The organism is Arthrobacter rhamnosi, assembly GCF_054510855.1.
Window position 1 is genome coordinate 306,022 of record NZ_JBTNDT010000001.1, and the last position, 21,621, is coordinate 327,642.

At 69.8% G+C, this 21,621-nt stretch carries 16 protein-coding genes and 2 tRNA genes; 8 read left to right on the forward strand and 10 right to left on the reverse strand.

Annotation, left to right across the window (positions count from 1 at the left end; genetic code table 11):
• Nucleotides 1-27 precede the first annotated feature (27 nt).
• Entirely contained in the window at nucleotides 28-675 is a 648-nt protein-coding gene (locus ACX80I_RS01550; protein WP_459343418.1) for an MBL fold metallo-hydrolase, read from the forward strand.
• Between the two features lie 47 nt (nucleotides 676-722).
• Here ACX80I_RS01550 and ACX80I_RS01555 read toward each other — a convergent pair whose 3' ends face one another.
• From ACX80I_RS01555 to ACX80I_RS01590, 8 genes are all read right to left on the reverse strand, one after another.
• Nucleotides 723-2,633: a GTPase gene (locus ACX80I_RS01555; protein WP_459343419.1), complete on the reverse strand. Its 1,911-nt coding sequence runs from the start codon at nucleotides 2,631-2,633 to the stop codon at nucleotides 723-725.
• Nucleotides 2,630-4,420: a dynamin family protein gene (locus tag ACX80I_RS01560; RefSeq protein WP_459343420.1), complete on the reverse strand. Its 1,791-nt coding sequence runs from the start codon at nucleotides 4,418-4,420 to the stop codon at nucleotides 2,630-2,632. Before ACX80I_RS01560 ends, ACX80I_RS01555 begins: the two co-directional genes overlap by 4 nt.
• Before the next feature lie 182 nt (nucleotides 4,421-4,602).
• Nucleotides 4,603-4,675, reverse strand: a tRNA-Glu gene (locus tag ACX80I_RS01565).
• Nucleotides 4,676-4,743: 68 nt separating this feature from the next.
• Nucleotides 4,744-4,815, reverse strand: a tRNA-Gln gene (locus ACX80I_RS01570).
• A 70-nt stretch (nucleotides 4,816-4,885) separates the two neighbouring features.
• On the reverse strand, nucleotides 4,886-5,737 hold the full coding sequence (locus tag ACX80I_RS01575) for an HAD family hydrolase (RefSeq protein ID WP_459343421.1): 852 nt from the start codon (nucleotides 5,735-5,737) through the stop codon (nucleotides 4,886-4,888).
• A 3-nt stretch (nucleotides 5,738-5,740) separates the two neighbouring features.
• Nucleotides 5,741-7,249: a glutamate--tRNA ligase gene (gene gltX, locus ACX80I_RS01580; protein ID WP_459343422.1), complete on the reverse strand. Its 1,509-nt coding sequence runs from the start codon at nucleotides 7,247-7,249 to the stop codon at nucleotides 5,741-5,743.
• A gap of 125 nt (nucleotides 7,250-7,374) precedes the next feature.
• Nucleotides 7,375-8,148, reverse strand: coding sequence for a fumarylacetoacetate hydrolase family protein (locus ACX80I_RS01585; protein ID WP_459343423.1), 774 nt, complete (start codon nucleotides 8,146-8,148; stop codon nucleotides 7,375-7,377).
• A 223-nt stretch (nucleotides 8,149-8,371) separates the two neighbouring features.
• A complete protein-coding gene (locus tag ACX80I_RS01590; protein WP_459343424.1) occupies nucleotides 8,372-8,512 on the reverse strand; it encodes a hypothetical protein in 141 nt (46 codons plus the stop codon).
• A gap of 170 nt (nucleotides 8,513-8,682) precedes the next feature.
• Here ACX80I_RS01590 and ACX80I_RS01595 point away from each other — a divergent pair, with 170 nt between their 5' ends.
• Together ACX80I_RS01595 and ACX80I_RS01600 are read left to right on the forward strand one after the other, a co-directional pair.
• Nucleotides 8,683-9,753, forward strand: coding sequence for a hypothetical protein (locus ACX80I_RS01595; RefSeq protein ID WP_459343425.1), 1,071 nt, complete (start codon nucleotides 8,683-8,685; stop codon nucleotides 9,751-9,753).
• A gap of 498 nt (nucleotides 9,754-10,251) precedes the next feature.
• Nucleotides 10,252-11,823 (forward strand): putative bifunctional diguanylate cyclase/phosphodiesterase, encoded by a 1,572-nt coding sequence (locus tag ACX80I_RS01600; protein ID WP_459343426.1) that lies wholly within the window; start codon nucleotides 10,252-10,254, stop codon nucleotides 11,821-11,823.
• Nucleotides 11,824-11,934: 111 nt separating this feature from the next.
• On the opposite strand, the gene ACX80I_RS01605 is transcribed toward ACX80I_RS01600, so the two are convergent.
• Nucleotides 11,935-13,041, reverse strand: a complete 1,107-nt coding sequence (locus ACX80I_RS01605) for a branched-chain amino acid aminotransferase (RefSeq protein WP_459343427.1) — start codon at nucleotides 13,039-13,041, stop codon at nucleotides 11,935-11,937.
• 94 nt (nucleotides 13,042-13,135) lie between these two features.
• The gene (locus ACX80I_RS01610; protein ID WP_459343428.1) at nucleotides 13,136-14,188 is read right to left on the reverse strand and encodes a 3-isopropylmalate dehydrogenase; all 1,053 of its coding nucleotides are present in this window, start codon (nucleotides 14,186-14,188) and stop codon (nucleotides 13,136-13,138) included.
• A 114-nt stretch (nucleotides 14,189-14,302) separates the two neighbouring features.
• Here ACX80I_RS01610 and ACX80I_RS01615 point away from each other — a divergent pair, with 114 nt between their 5' ends.
• The 5 genes from ACX80I_RS01615 to ACX80I_RS01635 all read left to right on the forward strand — a co-directional run bounded on the left by ACX80I_RS01615 (nucleotide 14,303) and on the right by ACX80I_RS01635 (nucleotide 21,594).
• Nucleotides 14,303-15,508, forward strand: coding sequence for a sensor histidine kinase (locus tag ACX80I_RS01615; RefSeq protein ID WP_459343429.1), 1,206 nt, complete (start codon nucleotides 14,303-14,305; stop codon nucleotides 15,506-15,508).
• Between the two features lie 140 nt (nucleotides 15,509-15,648).
• Nucleotides 15,649-16,320, forward strand: a complete 672-nt coding sequence (locus ACX80I_RS01620) for a response regulator (protein ID WP_459343898.1) — start codon at nucleotides 15,649-15,651, stop codon at nucleotides 16,318-16,320.
• 136 nt (nucleotides 16,321-16,456) lie between these two features.
• Nucleotides 16,457-17,245, forward strand: coding sequence for an ABC transporter ATP-binding protein (locus ACX80I_RS01625; protein ID WP_459343430.1), 789 nt, complete (start codon nucleotides 16,457-16,459; stop codon nucleotides 17,243-17,245).
• Between the two features lies 1 nt (nucleotide 17,246).
• Entirely contained in the window at nucleotides 17,247-19,823 is a 2,577-nt protein-coding gene (locus tag ACX80I_RS01630; RefSeq protein ID WP_459343431.1) for an FtsX-like permease family protein, read from the forward strand.
• A 55-nt stretch (nucleotides 19,824-19,878) separates the two neighbouring features.
• Entirely contained in the window at nucleotides 19,879-21,594 is a 1,716-nt protein-coding gene (locus ACX80I_RS01635) for an ATP-binding protein (protein WP_459343432.1), read from the forward strand.
• The last annotated feature ends 27 nt before the right edge of the window (nucleotides 21,595-21,621 follow it).

A 21,621-nucleotide genomic window follows, 5' to 3' on the forward strand; every position in this document is an offset into this window, starting at 1 on the left:
CTCCCCCGGATCAGCACAAGGACAGCCATGCGCCTCATCGCCGATGATTGCTACGAACTCGAGCAGCAGAAGGGCTCGCACGGCTTCGTCGTCTCGGGCGCCGGGCGCACGGCGGTGATCGACCCGGGCATGTCCTCCGGGTTCGACGGCGTCATCGCCGAACTCCGAGCCGGCGAGGCTCGAATCGGCCCCGTCACCGACATCGTCCTCACACACTACGATGCCGACCATGCACAGGCGGCGCAGCGGCTCCAGGAGGTCCTCGGTGCGACGGTGTGGATCGGAGCCGAGGACGCCGATGTCCTCCGCGGCCGCACGAAGCCGAAGACGCTCTTCCGGAAGGTGCTGCAGAGGGTGGCCCGCGTCCCGTTCCCCGACGGTGCCCGGGAGCTGAGCGGCTCCGGCGAGATCTTCCCGGGGCTCGAGTACCTGCCCACCCCGGGCCACACTCCCGGCCACTACGCGTACCAGTGGCGTGGCGTGCTGTTCACGGGCGACGCCGCCCGGGTCTCGGCGGACGGACGCGTCAGGACCTTCTACGCCGTGCTGAACAACGACACGCAGGTCGCATCGCGTTCCGTCGGGGTGCTCGCGGAACGGATCGGCTCGGGAACCGTGGACTGGGTCTGCTCGGGCCACAACGCGGTCGCCCGCACGGCAGTCCGGGCCCTCTGACGATCCGGGCCTCCTGACGACGGACGGCACGTCCCGCCGGCCGGAGTTCAGGGGCGCTGAAGCGCCGCCCGGACCGCGGTGCGGAAGCTGTTGCAGCGTTCCACTTCGTCCTCCACGGGCCGCAGAACGACCTCGTGGGCGACGCTCGAACAGGAGGCCAGGAGCCGCCGTCGCACCCGGGACGCCCTGCGCGCCGCTCCCCATCGCGCCAGCAGCGCCGCGAGAACGCCCAGCAGGATGCCGGTCACCACGCCACCGAGGATCAGGAGCGTGGGAAGCGGGAACCCCTCCACCCGTGGGACGTCGATCGCGGGGAGCTGCAGGAAGCCGAGAACGGCCAGGACGCCGAGCCAGGCCAGTCCCCCCGCGAGCGCGGCGAAGGCGACCCACTGCAGGACACCGAAGATCCCCCACCATGCCCGCCGGCCGGTCTCGAGGTCGGTGCCGGTGACGGCCGAGTCGAGGGCATCGGTGAGGTCGGCGGCCGTACTGCGCGCGGCATCCCGGATCGAGGTGTGCCAGGGCTGGACCGCTCCCGCGGCCGACGCATCCCCGAAGACGCGGAGGGCGTGGTCGACCTTCGCCCGCTGGGCCGGCTGACCCTGCGGCAGCGAGGACCGGCGCATGTCGGGGGCGATGTCCTCCCGGCGGAGGTTCAGCCGGCGGAGCGGATCCGGGCGGAGCCCGGCCAGCCAGCGCGTGACCGGCCAGCCTGCCACGGCGTGCGCATCACGGCGGTAGGCACTGCGCACGGCGTCGACCACCACCGGTACTCCCGCCGCGGATGCGAGTTCGTCGGACAGGGCGGTGGTCGCCTCCCCGGACGGCCTGGCCACCGGGTGCTCCCCGGCGTACGGGAGGAGGTCCGCCGCGGCGCGCGCGGCGTCCGCCGCCATCCTCCGCGTGGCTGCTGCCCGGCTCTCGGCGAGGGTCCGGATGGCGTCGGCGAGTGTGGTGACGCCGTCGCCGGTGCGTGCGGACACCGGAAGGACGACGACGTCGGACAGTCCCTCGCCGGCCAGGATGCCCCTCAGCGACGACGTGACGGCCTCGAGGTCCTGGGGGTCCAGACGGTCCGCCTGGTTGAGGGCCACGACGGTGACGGCCTCGTGGGTCGCCAGCCCGCGCAGGAATCCGTGATGGAGGGCCGCATCGGCGTACTTCTGCGGATCGACCACCCAGAGGAGGACATCGACCTGCCCGGCGAGTCGCTGGACGATCTCGCGATGGGCGAGCGTCGTCGAATCGAAGTCCGGGAGGTCGAGGAGGATCAGGCCGGGGGCGTCGTCCGCCGCGACGGTCCGCGCTGCTGCCGCGACCTGGGGCTCGGGGGGAGCCTTGGGACGGCGCCGCCGCCGGAAGAATCCGCGGAGGCCCGTCGTTCCGTCCCGGGCCGGGCCGGCGGTCGGATCGCCGGTGCCCTGTGCGTCGCGCGCGTCCTGCCCGTCCTGCCCCCCGGGTGCGTCCTGTCGGTCATGACCCTCGTGCCCGTCGAGGACGAGGACGGCGACGCCCGTGGACCGGAGCGCAGCGGTACTTCCCTGCGACGCGAGAACGGGCGATCCGGCCACGAGGGGGGCACCCTCCGGCAGTTGGACACGCTGGCCGACCCCGAGCCAGTCGAGCAGCTCATCGCTCCCCCGACGTCCCCAGACCAGGGCGAGGGGTTCCGACGTGGTCGGTCGCCGTGCCGCCACCCGCGCGGCGTCCGTGCCGCTCAGCGCGTTCACGAGGGAGGACTTCCCGCTGCCGGTGGGTCCGAACACACCCACGACCGTGTGGTCGGCGGACAGGGACCGCCGCGCGCCGGCACGCTCCAGCGTGCCACGGAGGCGCTCGAGCTCGTCCTGCGGCAGTCGGTCCGTTCCGAGGTCGTACGCCTCCTGGAGACGGGTGAGAGCGGCCAGGAGGGAGGTCGCGAGCAGCGCGTCCGCCGCCGCTCCGGTGTCTCGGCTCATGCCCCGTCCTCCGCGGCCGCCGGCAGTCCGGTCGGAACCGCCGTGCGCAGATGCTGGGCCAGGACGCGCAGCGACTCCGCCGGTGTCTGGTGGGCCAGCGGCTCCAGGCAGCGGTCGAAGTCCTCGCGTTCGTGGCGGAACAGGCCGTCCACCCGCTGCGACAGGTTCTTCCGCGCTATCGCCGTGAGGCGCCGCACGGCATCATCACCGAACACCGCTTCCAGGAGCTTCTGACCCGCGATCGCCGACGCTCCGGCGATGCCGATCTCACCACCGGTCAGCCCTCCGGTGGAGGCGAACACCACCACCATCAGGGCCACCGCGACGCCGTTGACGCCGAAGGAGAGCATCCGCGCCGTGAACCGCTTGTCGGCCCCCTCGGCCTGGACCAGCTGCAGGAGGTCCTGCTGCCAGGCCCGGATCTCGCGGGCCACGCTGGAGGAGAAGTCCTCGGCACGCCAGGGCGGTACCCCCTCGAGCAGCACCCTGCCGGCCTGCTCCGCCCGCCAGCGCCGGCGGGTCGCTTCGTCCGCGCGCGCCGCCTGCTCCACGATGACGGTCTGCAGGCCACTGCCGAGGGCGTCTGCCACCGTCGCGGCAGGAGCCGGCCGGCCGGTGAAGAAGGCGCTGACCCGGTCCCGTGCCCAGCCGATCCTCGACTCGAGGCCCCGCATGAATTCACCGGTGCCGACGAAGTCCTGCCAGCGGGCCAGCACTTCGCCGCGCAGCAGCCTGCCGTCCTCGGTGGCGGCGAGGACGTCGGTCAGCGCGTCACGGTAGGCCCCGTCGACCGAGGCACGCAGGGCGTCACCGACCGCCTGCTCCTGCGTGGCCGCCTCGGCGATCGAATCGATGCGCCCGGCCAGCGCGCGCATGGCGCCCTGCACGGTCCGCCGTGCGATGTCCCGGCGGCCCTCGGCGTCGGCGGCGAGCGCCTGCAGCCACCGGCTGATCGGCACCACGGCGTCCGCGGGCAGCATGCGCGACGGGCCGAGGGGAAGTTCCGGGACGACGAAGATGGGAGCGTGTCCGAGGTTCTCGGCGGACAGGAGGTTCAGGAGGTCACCCCTGATCTCCTCCTCCACGCCGGGCGGGACGCGATCGAGGACGACCGCCACCAGGACGTCGCGCCGCCCCGCCTCGGCCAGCAGCTTCCACGGCACGGCGTCGGCGTAGCGGTTGGCCGTCGTCACGAAGATCCAGAGGTCCGCTGCCGCCAGCAGCTGCCCGGCGAGCTTGCGGTTCTCGTCCGCGATGGAATCGACGTCGGGGGCGTCGAGCAGGGCAAGGCCGGCCGGGAGTGTCCGGGTGGGCCGGAGGAGCAGGGTGTCCGCCCCGGCGGCGTGCCCCGGCACATCCAGTGTCGTTGCGGGATCCCCGTCCTCCGCGCCGTCGTCGCCCGCCAGCCGGACCCGGCTGAGCGTCGGCAGGACGCGGGCATCGTCGAACCAGCCTGCGTCATCGGGGTGGTGGAGCAGGAGCGGCTGGCGCGTGGTCGGCCTGACGGCGCCGGTTCCGGACACGGGACGCCCCACGAGGGCGTTCACGAGGGTGGACTTCCCGGCACCCGTCGAACCGCCGACGACGGCGATCAGTGGCGCGTCCAGGCTGGCCAGCCGGGGAAGGATGTAGTCGTTCAGCTGCGCACGGGCAGCTGCCGCCGCTTCCCTCGCATCGACCGAGCTCGGCAGGGCCAGGGGGAACGCGAGGTTCTCGAGCGCCCCCCGCACATCCCGCAACAGCGGGGGTAGCCCCCGGGCTTCGCTGGCGGTCGACGGTGCACTCATGGCTCCATCATGCCAGCCCCTCCCCCTGCGGTCAGGGCTCCACGCCAGCACGTCCCGGACTTACCTGACGACATCCGTCCGGAAAAACGACATCCGTCCGGAAAACAGAAAATCCCGGACATCGAACGATGTCCGGGATTTCCCGTTGTGTCCTTGCGGACGAGCGCCTGTTCAGGCTGCTGTGACCCCAGCGGGATTCGAACCCGCGTTACCGCCGTGAGAGGGCAGCGTACTAGGCCGCTATACGATGGGGCCAGTACTTTTCCATCCTACTACTGGTTTTTACTGCTTTGTGCCATCCTGCCCGTGAGGGCCGGAGTGCGCTGGGGTACCAGGACTCGAACCTAGAATGTTGGTACCAGAAACCAGTGTGTTGCCAATTACACCATACCCCAATGGCACTTCCCGAAGACCCGATCCTGCTGGGTTCTCGACCGCGTAACCGCTCCGCGCCGAGATATAACTTTACCGGATAGAGGGCAGGAACTGCAAAACGGCCGCCAGACCGGTGATGCGCGGCACCTCGACGGTGTCCTCGGCGGAGCTGGATCCCAGCGGATTCCCCGCCCCACCCGACAGTCCCACCGGGTCCCCCGAGGCATCCGGAGCCGATACCGTACCGGGCTCCCCGCGCATCCCCGTGCGGTCGAGCCAGACGCCGACGAGTCCTGCCGAGCGGGCCCCGACGGCATCGATCAGGCGGTTGTCCCCCACGTACAGGGTGCGTTCGGGAGCGGTGCCGATGAGCCTCGCGCCCTCCCGGTAGATGGCGGGATCGGGCTTCGCGACGCCGACCGCGTCGATGCCGACGAGGACGGCGATGCGATGGAGGCCCGCCCGATCCAGCTTGGCCCGCTGGTAGTCGTGCACGTTGTTGCTCACGGCTCCATAGGGGATGCCCCGCGCGTCGAGTTCGTCGAGCAGCGGCACCACGTCGTCGTACGCCCGGAAATGCAGGGGAAGCATCTGCTCGTACGCCCGGACCCATGCATCCGCCGTCTGGCCGAGGAAGGGTTCACGGGTGAAGCCCGCCCGCGCGTGGCGGATCCGGTGCACGCGCTGCTCCTCGAACGTGAGCTCGCCGGCGAGGAAGCGGTCATAGTGCCTCTGCGGGTCACCCGTGTACAGAGCCTTGTACCGGACCCAGTCGTCGTCGCTGAGGTGGTCGAGTGCAGGATCCGGGATGGACTGGAGCGTGTGCCCCATGGCCTGTTCGAGGTCGACGAGCGTCTCGTCGATGTCGAACAGCACGCCGTCCACGCCCGGGCCCCCCGCGGCCGCCTGCCCCGCCCCTGCCGGGGTCATCGGAACCGGCACGGCTCAGCCCACCGTGGCGCGGAGCGCCCGGACCCGGGCGAGCGAGGAATCCCGCCCGAGGATCACCATCGACTCGAACAGCGGCGGTGAGATCCTGCGACCCGACACAGCGGTACGCACCGGCCCGAACGCCAGGCGGGGCTTCAGCCCCAGCGTATCCACCAGCGCGGACCGGAGTGCGCCCTGCAGGGACTCCGCGTCCCACGACGCGACCCCCTCGAGGGCCTCCTGCGTCGCGTCGAGGACCTCGCCCAGGTTGTCGGGGAGTCCCTTGCGGGCGTCGTCGGCGATGTCGATGGCGTCGTCGGCCTTGAACAGGAATCCCAGCATCTCCGGCGCCTCGCCGAGGAGGGTGATGCGCTCCTGGATGAGGGGGGCCGCTTCCGCGACGATCCGCAGCTCCTCCTCCGTGGGATCGGCGCCGATGAGGCCGGCGGCGGCGAGGTAGGGCAGGAGCCGTGAGCGGAACTCGGCCGGGTCGAGCAGCCGCACGTGCGTCCCGTTGATCGCCTCGGCCTTCTTGAGATCGAAGCGCGCGGGGTTGGCGAGGACGTCGCGCACGTCGAACTTCTCGACGAGCTGCTCGACCGAGAAGATGTCCTCGTCGGCCGACAGGCTCCAGCCGAGCAGCGACAGGTAGTTCAGGAGTCCTTCGCGGATGAAGCCGCGCTCCCGGTGCAGGAACAGGTTCGACTCCGGATCCCGCTTGGACAGCTTCTTGTTGCCCTGGCCCATGACGTACGGCAGGTGCCCGAACAGCGGCATGTAGCGTGCGACTCCGATGTCGATCAGCGCCCGGTACAGCGCGACCTGCCGCGGCGTGGAGGACAGCAGGTCCTCTCCGCGGAGGACGTGCGTGATTCCCATGAGGGCGTCGTCGACCGGGTTGACGAGCGTGTAGAGCGGCGCCCCGTTGGCGCGTACGACGGCGAAGTCGGGCACACTGCCGGCCCGGAAGGTGATGTCACCGCGGACGAGGTCGGTGAACGTGATGTCCTCGTCCGGCATCCGCAGGCGCAGGACGGCGGGGCGACCGGAGGACCGGAAGGCTTCCTTCTGCTCCTCGGTCAGGGTGCGGTCATGGTTGTCGTAGCCGAGCTTGACGTCGCGTCCTGCTGCGCGGTGGCGCTCCTCCACCTCCTCGGGGGTCGAGAAGGACTCGTAGAGGTGGCCGGCCTGGACGAGGCGTTCGATGACGTCCTGGTACAGCTCGCCGCGCTGCGACTGGCGGTAGGGCGCGTGCGGCCCTCCGACCTCGACGCCTTCGTCCCAGTCGATGCCCAGCCACGTCATGGCCTCCAGGAGCTGGTGGTAGCTCTCCTCGCTGTCGCGGGCGGCGTCGGTGTCCTCGATGCGGAAGACGAGCTTCCCCCCGGTGTGGCGTGCATAGGCCCAGTTGAACAGGGCCGTGCGGATCAGCCCGACATGCGGGGTGCCCGTCGGCGACGGACAGAATCGGACCCGGACGGGTGTGGCATCGGTGACGGTGGGGATATCTGCGGCAGTAGTCATGATGGTCCCAGTCTAAGTGCGACCACCGGGCCCGCCCTCGTGCAGCATCTCCGCCGAGGGCAGCTCGTCCATCACCCATGCGCCGTCGGGCACCGCGGTCCGGCGGCCCGACGACGCCTTGCCCGTCAGCGGCGTGCCGGGTTGGACAGCCGTCCGATGCCTTCGACGTCGACGTCGAACCGCTGGCCGTCGGTGATCATGCCGACACCGGCGGGTGTTCCGGTGAGGATGATGTCACCGGGCAGCAGCGTGAAGGCCTGCGACACGTAGGCCACCAGCTCGCGTGCCCCCCAGATCATGTCGCTCGTGGAGCCGTCCTGACGGAGTTCGCCGTCCAGCGTCCCGCGGATGCTGAGGTTCTCGGGATCGAGGTCGGTCTCGATCCAGGGCCCGATCGGGCAGGAGGTGTCGAAGCCCTTCGCGCGGGCCCACTGGTCGTCGGTCTTCTGGACGTCCCGCGCCGTCAGGTCGTTGGCGCAGGTGTAACCGAAGACGACGTCGTCGACGCGCTCGAGCGGGACGTCCTTGCAGATGCGCCCGATGACGACGGCCAGTTCGGCCTCGTAGGAGATCTGGTCGGAGAAGGAGGGCAGCATGATGGGGTCGCCGGGGCCGATGACCGAGGTGTTCGGCTTGAGGAACATCAGCGGCGCGGCCGGAGTCTCGCTGCCCATCTCCTGGATGTGGTCGGCATAGTTACGGCCGATGCCCACGACCTTGCTGCGCGGAATGACGGGGGCCAGGAGCCGGACGTCCTCCAGGGCATGGCGTGCGCCGGTGAGCTGGACGCCGGCGTAGAAGGGGTCGCCCTGGATGACGGCGACTTCCTCGCTCCCGGGGGCTCCCTCCACGACTCCGAACGTTGGGTCATCATTTACGACAAAGCGTGCGATTCGCATAGCGCCAGCCTAACGTGAGGTGTTGTCCGCGGAGCGCGCCCGAATATGCTTTGCTCACACCGAGGAGTTGACCCGCACCTGGACGTGAAGAGATACCGCGGGACTTAAAAGAGATACCGCGGGCACTCCCTCCCCAGAGACGAGGGTGCCCGCGGTATCAGTACTGCGGATCAAGCCGGATTGCTCAGATACCTGATGAGACGTCAGGTATCTGCCGAGTTGGCTAGAAGGGCCAGGCGCCGACGCGGTCCGTCGAGGAGACGGTGGAATCGGAACCGGCCTTGGCGGGAGCAGCGTTCGCAGCTGCGGCACCGCCGCTGACGAGGAGGGTGGCGAGCAGGAGGGCGGAGGTGAAGCGCTTCATGATGTACGTCCTTTTGGCTTGATCGACAGTGGTGGGAGTCCCGCTTAACTACCACGGCGTCCTCCGTATTTATCGTAAGCCACACCAGTCACTTCTGTAACAGAATTCCCGAAGTTATTTTGAACTATTTCCGCAGGATTGTCCCCTGAGCCTTTCCCCCCGAGAATGGTATGAGTCAGCCCGCCAACCGGAAGTCGAAGGTACGCATGTCCCATCAGCGCGATCCTGGCGAACGCATGCTGCTCGAGTTCCAAGCCCGTGACGCGTGGAACCAGCGGAATTATGGGGCCGCGCAGAAGCTCGCCGAGCAGTGGGCCGCAATGTCGTCTGCGCACCACGAAGACGAGAGCTGGTGGAACGCCTCCTTCCTGGTGTCGGAGTGCCTCCGCAAACAGGACCTGATGGACGAGTCTCGGAAAATCGCTGATCAACTCGCGGCCCACCCCCTGACACAGCAGTCGGTGGCACTTCAGGCGCGGGTCTTCACCCTGCGTGCTTTCGCCGCACAGGGCAGCGGAGACCTGACCACAGCCGTTTCGGCAGCCCGGAGCGCGGCCGCAGCAGCCCTGACCGAGCCGGTCCACAGCGCGATCGCCATCGAGGCGCAAAACGCGCTCATCGCGTCTTTGGCCGAGAGTGTCCTCCTGGAAGATGCATGGCGAGAGTGCCTCGTGCTAGCCGACCTGCTGAGAAAAGACCCGGACAACAGGTATGCGGGCCAGTCCTACTGGGCCATCGGCAACGTAGCCTTCCTCCTTACACACATCACCGAGGGTGTCGCGTATCACCAGGAGGCCGCCAAGAACCTGTCGCCCACCAACGACCTCGACCTCTGGGCCCGCTTCAATCACGGCTCCGCACAAGTCCGCCTGGCCGCGGGAGTCGTCGAGCCCGAAACACTCGAGTGCATCGAGCGGGCCGAGCTCGCCAACTCCATCGTCGGTGGGACCGAACGTGACCGCCTCGAGTTGAAGCTGACCCGCGCTCACTGGCTCGTCCTGACCGGACAGTACGACGCCGCCATCGAGAAATTGAACGAGATCATCGAACAGAAGCACCTCCTGGCATCGCATGTCGCGGCCCAGGCTCACCTCCTGCTCGGACGAGCGCTGGCGGCACTCGGGAATGGCGGAAGCGCCGTCGCGGATCTCGAGCTGAGCGAGGATCTGTTCCTGCAGTCCGGGGCCGAGGACCGTGCCTCCAGTGCGCGGGCACTGATCGACAGCATCCAGGGCCAGTGAAAGTCGCGGTGCCGGCGCGGCGGAGCCGGATCGGTCGCCCTGACCACCGGGGGGAAGTCAAGCAAAAACCTGCCAAACCCGTGTTCGCAGTGGGGTGTGCCAGCCGAGGAATCTGGCATAGAGTCTTCAGCAGGCCCCGGTCGGGCCGGGCGTTTTCCCCCATTACTCCCACCCTGGCCGGGGCTTCTTCGTGCCCGGACCGGCCCAGTCGCAGTGCGGTACGCACGGACTCGGCATGTCCGCAGGATCCGGGGCGAGGAATGCTAACCTAGCCCCCGTCAGGTAGTGCGGAAGCATCATCGCACCGCCTGCTGCAGGACCTGCGCGACGGCAGAGGCCGATGCGCTCCATTCCTTGTTCGGCGGGGACAATTCGGGGGTAGTGCCATGACGACGGTCATCGTCCGCAGCATGCAGCCCTGTTCCGGTAACGCGGCCGGACCGGTTCCCGACGGTCGTCGTGCAGCGCGACCTCCCTCTGGAACGTACGCTGGGACCGATGAGCGCTGACAAGGACCCCCGGCTCGCGATGCTGGTCGAGAGCATCGTCCGGCTCTCCCGGGGAGAACTCAGCAGCCGCATCGAACCCTCGACCGCGAGGGACGAGGTGGACGCCGTCATCACCGGCGTGAACCTGCTCGCCGAGGAGCTCGAGCAGGTCTACGAGCAGTTCGAGAAGCGCGTCGAGAGCCGCACCGCCATGCTTCGCCAGGCACACCTGGACATGATGAAGATGGCGATGTCCGACGCCCTGACCGGCCTCGCCAACCGCGTCGCGCTGATGGAGGGGATCGAGGAAGCGCTCGGCCAGGCCGCGAACGGAGCACCACCCCCGGCTCTCCTGCTCCTCGACCTGGACAGCTTCAAGAACGTGAACGACCGCTTCGGCCACGATGCCGGTGACCGCGTGCTCCAGGAGGTGGCGAAGCGGCTCAACAGCGTGGTCCGTGAGAGCGACCTCGTGGCGCGCCTGGGCGGCGACGAGTTCGCGATCCTGCTTCCTGCCGCATCCAAGGACGTCGCCACACAGGTGGCGCGCCGCGCCCTCGAAGTCCTGAACGAACAGATCCAGCTGGACTCGCTCCACGTCACCGCCAAAGCGAGCATCGGCGTGCGCCTCGGCACGCCCGGCCAGACCGCCGACGACCTCCTGCTGGACGCTGACACGGCCATGTACGCGGCGAAGCGCGAGGGCCGCAGCATCATCAAGGTCTTCGAGCCCGTGATGCTGTACTCGCGGCAGCTCCGGAGCCAGATGGCCACGGAGCTGCGCGGTGCCATCAGTTCCGACGAACTCATCCTGCACTACCAGCCGGTGGTGGAGCTCGCCACGAACCGGATCCTGGGGGTCGAGGTCCTCGTCCGGTGGCAGCACCCCCTGCGCGGACTGATCCCCCCGGACACCTTCATCCCGTTGGCCGAGGAGATCGGGGTCATCCACGACCTGGACCGCTGGGTCATGTCCACCTCGCTGCGGCAGCTTGCCGAGTGGCGGAGGGACCTCGCGCTCGACGACGACTTCCAGCTGAGGGTCAACCTGTCCGCCGTCGAACTCAAGCAGCTCGACCTCGTCGACCACGTGCGGTCCCTCCTGCGGGCACTGGACCTGCCGGCGCACAGCCTCGTGATCGAGATCACCGAGACGGCGATCGTGACGCGGGGTGAGGTGGAGATGTACTCGCTGCTGAGCCTGCAGCAGCTCGGGGTCGGCATCGAGATCGACGACTTCGGAACGGGCTATTCCTCCATCAGCTACCTCCGTGAACTGCCCGTCAGCATGGTGAAGGTGGATCGCTCCCTCCTGGTGGAGCTGAACACGAGGGCCGGCCAGCTCGAGTTCGTCGCGGCGATCCTGCAGCTCATCCGGGCTGCCGGACTCGAAGCGGTCTTCGAGGGTATCGAGACGCGGGAGCAGGCGGACCAGTTGCGGGAGCTCGGCTGCGCCAGCGGCCAGGGGTACTACTTCAGCCGGCCCCTGCCCGCCGACGACGCGTCAGCGCTGCTCGCAACCACGCGTCATCTCCGCGCGGGCGAGGGTATCGACGGTTCGGAGATCGCGCCCTCCCGCTGACGGGCCGGGCGACTCCGAGGCGCAGGCACCCGATGATGCACTCGCGTTGATACGGACGGCGCCTGACGGACCCTTTCGGGGCCTGCCAGGCGCCGTTTCCACCGATCGGTCTCAGACGAGGCGCGTCAGCCAGCCGTGCGTGTCCTCCACGACGCCGGTCTGGATCCCCAGCAGCTGGCTCCTGATCGACATGGTCACCTCGCCGGCCGGTGCACCCGCCGAGCCGATGAACTCGTCGCCGTCGCGCAGCTGCCCGATGGGCGTGATGACGGCGGCCGTACCGCAGGCGAAGACCTCGGTGATGTCGCCGCTGGCGACGCCGTCGCGCCATTCGTCCAGCGTGATCTTGCGTTCGCTCACCTGGAGTCCCCGGTCCCTGCCGAGCTGGATGATCGAGGACCGGGTGACACCCTCGAGGATGGTGCCGGAGAGCGCAGGAGTGACGAGGGAACCGTCACGGAACACGAAGAAGACGTTCATACCCCCGAGTTCCTCGACCGCGTTGTCGTTGAACTGGTCGAGGAACAGCACCTGCTTGCAGCCGTGCGCTTCGGCCTCGAGCTGCGCCGCGAGCGATGAGGCGTAGTTGCCGCCGGCCTTCGCAGCTCCGGTACCGCCGCGTCCCGCACGGGCGTAGTTGCGGGAGACCCAGATGTCCACGGGCTTCACCTCGCCACCGAAGTAGTTGCCGGCGGGTGACGCGATCACCCGGTAGGAGACCTCACGGGCGGGCCGGACGCCGAGGAATGCCTCGGTGGCGATCATGAAGGGCCGGAGGTAGAGGCTCTCCCCGTCGCCGGAGGGGATCCAGTCGGAGTCGGCCGAGACGAGCTGGCGCAGGGACTCGAGGAACAGTTCCTCGGGCAGCTGGGGCAGGGCGAGGCGGACTGCGGAGCGGTTCAGGCGGGCTGCGTTCGCGTCGGCCCGGAAGGTCCACACGGAGCCGTCGGCGTGCCGGTAGGCCTTCATGCCCTCGAAGATCTCCTGGCCGTAGTGCAGCACGGCGGCTGCCGGATCCAGCGCGATGGGCCCGTAGGGTTCGAGCCGGGCATCGTGCCAGCCCCCGACCCCGGACGCGTCGACACTGAAGTCGACGATGGCCGTGTGGTCGGTGAAGAAGTTGCCGAAGCCCGGGTTCGCCAGCACCGCCTCCCGCTCCTCGGCCGACTTCCGCTGCGTCGACAGGTGCTGGGCGAACTGGGTATCGGTGGCTGTCATGGTTCCTCCGCTGGAACGGACTGCACGCGCGGCATGGCCGCCGTCGCCCGTGGTGGTCAGTGCTCCGGCACTGGGTTAATAATGTGTAACCACCTTAGGACACGGCAGCGGCAATAGCATCGCCGATGGCCGAGGTGCTGCGGGCACCGGAACGCGACGCGATGTCCTGCTCGACGGCCTGCTCGATCCGCTGGGCATGGGTATCGAGGCCGAGGTGGCGGAGCAGGAGCGCTCCGGACAGGATCGCGGCCGTCGGGTCCGCGACCTGCTGGCCGGCGATGTCCGGGGCCGACCCGTGCACCGGCTCGAACATCGAGGGGGCGGTGCGGTCCATGTTGAGGTTCGCGGAGGCCGCGAGGCCGATCCCGCCCGAGACCGCTGCCGCCAGGTCCGTGACGATGTCACCGAAGAGGTTGTCCGTGACGATGACGTCGAAGCGCGAGGGGTCGGTGACGAGGAAGATCATCGCGGCGTCCACGTGCAGGTAGTCGTGGTGGACGTCGGGGAACTCGGCGGCGACGGCCTCGACGGTGCGCTTCCACAGGTGGCCCGCGTACACGAGGACGTTGTGCTTGTGGACGAGTGTCAGCTTCTTCCGGCGCCCCGAGGCACGCGCGAAGGCGTCGCGCACGACCCGCTCCACTCCATGAGCGGTGTTGAGGGAGACCTCCGTGGCCACCTCGTGGGGCGTCCCACCGCGCAGCGTTCCCCCGTTGCCGGTGTACGGCCCCTCCGTCCCCTCCCGCACGACGACGAAGTCGATGACGCCGGGATCGGCCAGCGGACTGGCTACGCCGGGGTACAGCTTCGAGGGCCGCAGGTTCACGAAGTGGTCCAGGGAGAAGCGGAGCTTCAGCAGGAACTCCCGCTCGATCAGCCCCGAAGGGATCCGGGTGTCGCCGGGGGCGGCCCCGACGGCACCGAAAAGGATGGCGTCGTGGCGCCGCAGCTGCTCCAGGGTCGCGTCGGGCAGGGTCTCCCCCGTGGCCAGCCAGTGCTCCGCCCCCAGCTCGTAGTCGGTCAGCGAGAGCTCGACGTCGTCGCCGACCGCCGCACGCAGCACCTTGACCGCCTCCGCGGTCACTTCCGGGCCGATTCCGTCTCCGGGGATGACGGCGAGGTCGATACGGTGCGGGGCATCAGTCATGGTTCCAGCGTAGGAAAGCGGCAGCATGCGCAACAATCCGTCCGCAGGGTGAGACGACGCCTCCACCCTGGGTCGGATGTGCGACAGGAACCGGCCCGCCTAGAGTTGGGCCCCATGGACCTCCACCTGCGGCTGGCGCACTGGGTGCGCACGCACCCGGGGCGGGTCGACGCCTGTCTCGCCGCGGCGATCTTCGTCCTCCTGGTCCTGCCCTTCGCCGTCAGCGGTGTCCCGGGGTACTGGCTGATCGTCGTCGTGTCCACAGCCCTGGTCCTGCCCCTGGCCTGGCGCCGGTCGCGGGTCATGCTCTCGGCCGGCGCCGTCGCGGGAATCTCCGTCCTGCAACTCGTCACCGGCGTCGACCCCGTTCCCGTGCAGTTCGTCATCCTCATCACGCTCTACACCCTCGCCGCCCACGGTCCGCGGTGGGCCGGGCTGGCGGCCCTCGGACTCGCCATCGCCGGAGCCGCCATCGGCCTGGTGCGGTACGGCGACATGATCGGAGTGGGAGGCACCCCCTCGGTGCTCGCCACGGTGCCGTTGTTCCTGATCCTGCTCTTCCTCGGAGAATCACTCGTCCTCCTCGCCTGGACGGCGGGCGACCTCGCCCGGTCACGGAGGCTGACGTACCAGGCGCTGGAGGACCGGACCCGCCGCCTGGAGGTCGAGCGGCAGCAGGAGCGGGACCTCGCGGCGGCGGACGAGCGCAGCCACATCGCCAGGGAGATGCACGACATCGTGGCGCACTCGCTCTCCGTGATCATCACGCAGGCCGACGGTGCACGGTACGCGAGTGCGCAGGCCCCGGAGCTCGCCGTTTCGACGCTCGGCACGATCGCCGACACGGGCAGGGGCTCGCTGCGCGAGATGCGGCGGCTGCTGGGCGTGTTGCGGGGCGACGAGATCGCCTCCACCCGGCCCCTCCCGACACTCGACGACATCGATCCCCTGATCCAGTCGGTGCGCAGGTCCGGAGTGCGGGTCACCTGGCGCCGCGGCGGCACCCCGCGCCGGCAACTCCCCCTCGGCGCGGAACTGACCGGGTACCGCGTGGTGCAGGAGTCCCTGACGAATGTCCTCAAGCACGCGGGTGCGGACACGACCACCGAGGTGGTGCTCGACTACGGACCGCGTGGCCTGACCATCACGGTGGACGACGACGGACGCGGGGCGGCCGCGGACCCCGCCACCGCGGGTGCGGGCCAGGGAATCAAGGGGATGACCGAGCGCGTGCGCCTCTACGACGGCAGCGTCTCCGCTGGGCCGCGTACCGGCGGCGGGTACCGTGTCGAAGCGTTCATCCCGTACACGCAGGCGTAAGCCGGCACGACAGCACACATCCGCCAGCATCGGAGAACGGAACCACCGTGGACAGCACGACCAGCAGCACTGTCGGTACCCCTATCAGCACCGCCATCAGCACCCCCGGCACGATCGGGAGCGACGCCACTCCGATCCGCGTGGCCATCGTCGATGACCAGCACCTGGTCCGCAGCGGATTCGCGATGCTCATCGGGTCGCAGCCGGACCTGGAGGTCGTCTGCGAGGCGGCCAACGGTGGAGAAGCGGTTCGGCTTCTTCCAGCCATCCCTGCCGACGTCGTCCTGATGGATGTGCGCATGCCGGGCATGGACGGCATCGAAGCGACGCGCCGCATCCTCGCCGCGTACGAGGGCGACCCTGGAACCACGGGACCGCGCATCGTCGTCCTGACGACGTTCGACTTGGACGAGTACGCGCTGTCCGCGATCCACGCCGGGGCAAGCGGCTTCCTGCTCAAGGACGCTCCGCCCGAGGAACTGCTCGAGGCGATCCGCACCGTGCACCGCGGCGACGCCGTCATCGCCCCGTCGACCACGCGGCGCCTGCTCGACCACGTGGCCCCGCTGCTGCGCCAACCCTCTGCGACCCAGAAAGCCCACGCCGCCGCGGTGGCACGACTGACGGCACGCGAACGCGAGGTCTTCGAACTCATCGCCCAGGGCCTGTCCAATCCGGAGATCGCCGGAAGGCTCGTCCTGTCCGAGGCGACCGTGAAGACGCACGTCGGGCACATCCTCGCGAAGCTCGAGGCCCGCGACCGCGTGCAAGCCGTCGTCCTGGCGTACGAGACGGGCATCGTCCGCCCCTGACCACGGGGCGTGGGTCGGACCAGGACCACGGTCCCCGCCGGTGATGCTGCCCCTCATCCCGCGGTATGAGGTTTCCGGCCGGAACCCCGGCCCTGGCGCCGATCCGCTGCAGCGCCGGGAAACCTAGCGTGGGAGCATGACGATCTCCACGAACTCCACCGACCTGCCCGGCCGCCTCCCGGTGCCGGCCTCACCCCCTGCAGCGGCCGCCGTGGCCGCGCGCGACGTCTCCAAGAGCTACGGGCGCGGGGAGACCGCCGTCCACGCGCTCCGGAACGTCTCGCTCGACTTCGAGCAGGGACGCTTCACCGCCATCATGGGGCCGTCCGGGTCCGGCAAGTCGACGCTCATGCACTGCCTCGCGGGTCTGGACAGCATCGATGCCGGGAGACTCTGGATCGGCGGGACGGATATCACCGGGCTCGCCGATGCCGCCCTCACGCGGCTCCGGCGCGAGCGCGTGGGATTCGTCTTCCAGGCCTTCAACCTCGTGCCCACCCTGACCGCGGAGCAGAACATCACGCTTCCGGTGGCGCTGGCCGGCGGCACAGTGGACACCGCCTGGCTGCAGCAGATCTCCTCCTCCCTGGGCCTGACGGACCGTCTGTCCCACCGCCCCCACGAGCTCTCCGGCGGTCAGCAGCAGCGGGTCGCCGTCGCGCGTGCCCTGCTGACGAGGCCGGACGTCATCTTCGGGGACGAGCCCACCGGCAACCTCGATTCCGCGACAGGGGCCGAAGTGCTGTCCCTGCTGCGCCGCAGCTGCCGCGAGATGGGCCGCAGCATCATCATGGTCACCCACGATCCGGTGGCGGCCTCCTACGCGGACCGCATCCTGCTCATGCGGGACGGCGCACTTGTGGGCGAACTCGACCAATCGACACCGGACGCCATCCTCGGCGCCCTGGCGAAGCTGGGGGCCTGACGTGCTGCAGGTAGCCCTCGCCCAGGTCCGGGTCCACGCACGGCGCTTCCTTGCCGTCGGCCTCGCCGTGATGCTCGGCGTGGCCTTCCTCTCCGCGACCCTCATGGTCGATGCGACCACCAGGGCCAGCCTCGGCCAGAGCATCGGCGCCTCCTACGCCAAGGCGGATCTCGTGGTGTCGGACCAGGACGGCGGCACCGTCCCCTCCGGCCTCGCCGACGAACTCGCCGCCGTTCCCGGGGTCGAGGCCGTCCATGGCCTGGAGCGCGCCTATGGTCAGCTGGCCACGGGGGCGGAGACGTCCCTCGCCGTCCTGACGTCGACGGCTCCGGCCCGGCTGGAGACCGCGCGGGTCGTGGAGGGCTCCTACCCGTCCGAGCCCGGCGACGTGGCACTGGACGACGCCTCGGCCGCGCGTCTCGGTGTCGTCCCCGGGGACACCGTCGCCGTGGACTCCGGCGCTCCCTCCACCTCCCTGGGCCATGCCCTGACGGTCACGGGTCTGACGGCACCGAGTGCGGACCCCACGCAGTCCGGCGCGGTGCAGGTCCTCGCGTCCGCGTCCGTCGTGCGCGAACTCGGCGGCGGGGAGACCGCCTTCCGCAACGTCCAGCTCGCCCTGCGGCCGGGAGCAGATCCGGCCGGAGTCGCCGCAGCCGCCGTTCCGGTCCTCGACGGCTCACCGACCGGTGCCGGGACGCTCTCGGTCCGTACGGCGAACGATCAGACTGTTGCGGATGTCGCGCAGCTGTCGAGCGGCAATGACGCCCTCACGGGGATCCTCCTGGCCTTCGCGGCCGTCGCCGTCCTCGTCGCCGGACTCGTCATCTCGAACACCTTCTCCGTCCTGGTGGCGCAGCGGACGCGGGAACTCGCCCTGCTGCGCTGCATCGGTGCCCAGCGGCGTCAGGTGCGGACGTCGGTGCTCGTCGAGGCGGCCGTCGTCGGTCTGGCGTCATCGGTGCTCGGGGTGGTGCTCGCCGTCGGGGTGATGTCCGCGCTCGTGGCCCTCGCACGGCAGACCGAGTTCGGCTCCTTCGCCGTCCTGGCCGTTCCGCCCTCGGCCGTCATCATCGGCGGGGTCACCGGTGTACTGATGACACTCCTCGCAGCACTCGTTCCCGCGCGGGCCGCGACCCGGGTCGCCCCGCTGGCCGCGCTCCGTCCCGTCGAGCCGCCGGCAGCAGGGACCAGGAGCGGTCGTGCACGGCTCACCGTCGGTTTCGCAGCCCTCGTCGTCGGCGGCGCGCTCCTCCTGCTCGGCGCCGTATCCGTCGCCCTCGTCCAGGCGGTCGTCGGCGGCGCCGTGTCCTTCCTCGGCATCGTCCTCCTCGCGCCGTTCTTCGTGCCCGCGAGCGTTGCCGCCGTCGGCAGGATCGCCCGCCCGCTGGGAGTACCCGGCACCCTCGCATCGGTCAACGCCGTCCGGAATCCGGCGCGCACCACCGCCTCGTCGGCAGCGCTGATGGTCGGCGTGACGCTCGTGACCATGATGATGGTCGGTGCACAGACCGCGCGGACGTCGTTCGACCGCGAGCTCGACGAGAACTACGCGGTCGACCTCGAGGTCTCGGGACTCGGTGCCGCGTCCACCGCACCGGACGGAGCGGCGTGGACGCCGCGGAGGGCTGCCGTCCCGACGCTCCTGCAGGTCGACGGCGTGCAGTCCGTCGTCGAACTCACCCCGGTCCTGTTCACGAGCACGGACGACGGTGGAGCCCTCGTCTACGCCGTCGACCCCGCGGACGTAGCAGGAGTGCTCCGCTCGCAGGGCACAGCCCTGACGGACGGCATGATCCTGGCCCCGCAGACCTGGACGCAGTCGGAAATCACTCTGGAGACCCGCGACGGCTCAGCCACCCTGCCCGTCACGGCCACCGACGCCACGTTCTTCCAGCCGCTCATCACCATGGCTACGGCGCAGCAACTCGGCGGGGCCCCGGTCGGTGCCCTCTCGGATTTCCTCGCCGGGACAGGCACTGAGGACGCGCAGGGGCAGGCGGGGAGCAGCCTCGCCACCTACTTCGGTGCGACCCTCTGGTTGAAGCTCGATGACGGGCTCGACGCGCAGGCCGTTGCGGACGTCCGGTCGCGCATCACCGATGCGACCGGCATCTCCGAGTACCAGGTCACCGGAGCGGCGATCGAGAGGGCGTCCTACCACCAGATCATCGACGTCCTGCTGCTGATCGTCACCGCCCTGCTCGCCGTCGCCGTCCTGATCGCACTCATCGGCGTCGCCAACACGCTGTCCCTCTCCGTGCTGGAGCGGCGCAGGGAGAACTCGCTCCTCCGTGCCCTCGGTCTCACGCGGGCCCAGCTGCGCGGGATGCTGGCGGTCGAGGCGGTGCTCATCGCGGGAGTCGCGGCGCTCCTGGGCTCCGGCCTCGGCGTCCTCTACGGCTGGCTCGGAGCGCAGGCGGCGCTGGGCGGGATCGCCTCCGTCAGCCCGTCCGTGCCGGCCGGCCAGATCGGGGCGGTCATCGCGGTGGCGGTCGCCGCGGGGCTGCTGGCCTCCGTACTCCCCGCCCGCCAGGCTGCACGGCTCTCACCCGTCGCGGGACTCGCGATGAACTGACCCTCCAGCGCACGGCGTCCTCGATTCACGCTCCGAGCGGCATATATTAGGGACATTGCAGCAGAGGGTCGGAGAGGACACCGTGGCGCAGGAGGCACAAGCAGGGGTTCGCGGTGAGGCATCTGCCGTCGTCGCGTCCCCGTCAGCGGAGGACTGCGCCGAGCTGCAGCGTATCCTCGCCGCCGGCGGCTATCCCTCCACGGCTGCCATGACGCCGGAGGCGCTCCTCGACGAGGTGCTCGCGGCGCGACCGGATGTCCTGCTCGTGGACCTGGAGACGGCGCTCGCCTACGCAGGGTCCCTGGCCGACCTCCTCGCAGAGCACCCCCAACTCGCCCGCCTGCCCGTGATCCTCCTCCTGCCCGAAGCCGGTACCCACGCCTTGCCGGACGCGGTGACACCCTTCGTGTCGGACGTCGTCTTCCGCCCGGTCACCCCCGCCGAACTGCTGCACCGTACGCACGCCGCGATCGCCCGGCAGCAGCGCCACCTGCAGCAGAGGACGTCATCGGCCCGCCTGCGCGAGGAGATGAGGCGGATCTCCGCCCGTATCCGTGCCACGAACGATCCGGCGGCGATGGTGGACCAGTTCCTCCCGGCAGTCGGACGGGCGCTCGGCGCACACCACCTCGTGCTGCAGATCTTCGACGACGAGCGCGTCGCCGCCCGGAGCAGCACCTGGACCAGCGACAGGCGCCAGCCCCCCGCCGCCCCGCTGCGGGTCCACCAGGAGGCCTCCCTCGCCCTCGCGCTGAGGCTCTGGGAGGAGTCCTCGAGTGCGAGGTTCAGCACCGGTGCGGCCGTCCCCGGCGTGCGCGACGTCGAGGCTCCCCAGTGGCTGTGCGACGTCGCGGGCAACGGCAGCACGGTCAGCGGGGTCGTCGCAGCGCTCGGTGAGGGGGACACCCCGTTCGGCCTGCTCTGGATCATCAGCGAGGAGACGCCGCTCGCCTGGTCCGGCGTCGAGAGCGCGCTGACGCAGCATGTCCTCGGCAACCTCGCCCACGGGCTGATCCAGGCACAGCTCATCTCCCGGCAGCAGCAGGCCGTCCGCAAACTGAGCGCCCTCAACCGGGCGAAGAGCGACTTCGTGGGGACCGTGAACCACGAGCTGAGGACTCCGCTCGCATCGATCGCCGGGTACCTCGAGATGATCCTCGACGGCGTCGGCGGCGAGCTGCCGCCGGAGGCCAGCACGATGCTCCAGGCCGTCGAGCGCAACACCGCGAAGCTGAGTGAGCTCATCGAGCACATCTCGGCGGTCTCCTCGCGGGACGCCGACGCATCCGAGCACGGCCCCGTGGATCTCGTCCACCTCGTCTCGCAGCTGACGGGCCGCGCCGTGCTGCAGGCCTCGGCCGGCGGCATCACGCTGGACTCCGTGCTGCCGGACCACTCCGTGACGGTCTCCGGCGACCGCGAGCAGCTCTCCGCAGCCCTGGCCATCGTGCTGTCCAACGCCATCAAGTTCACGCCGGAGGACGGCACGGTCTTCGTCGGCCTCACGCACGAACCCGACGAGGGACACGTGGTCGTCGTCGTGCGCGATACCGGCATCGGCATCCCCCCGGACGACCTGCCCCGACTGTTCGAGTCCTTCCACCGGGCGGCCAACGCGAACCAGGTCCTGCCAGGAGTCGGGCTCGGCCTGTCCATCGCGAAGAAGACCTTCGAGGCGCACCACGGGACTATCACGATCGAATCGAGCCTTGGCGTCGGCACCGCCGTCGCGATCACGCTACCGCTGTTGAGCCACGCTCCCGTAGGGTGATGAGCTGGACGAATCACGGAAGGACTT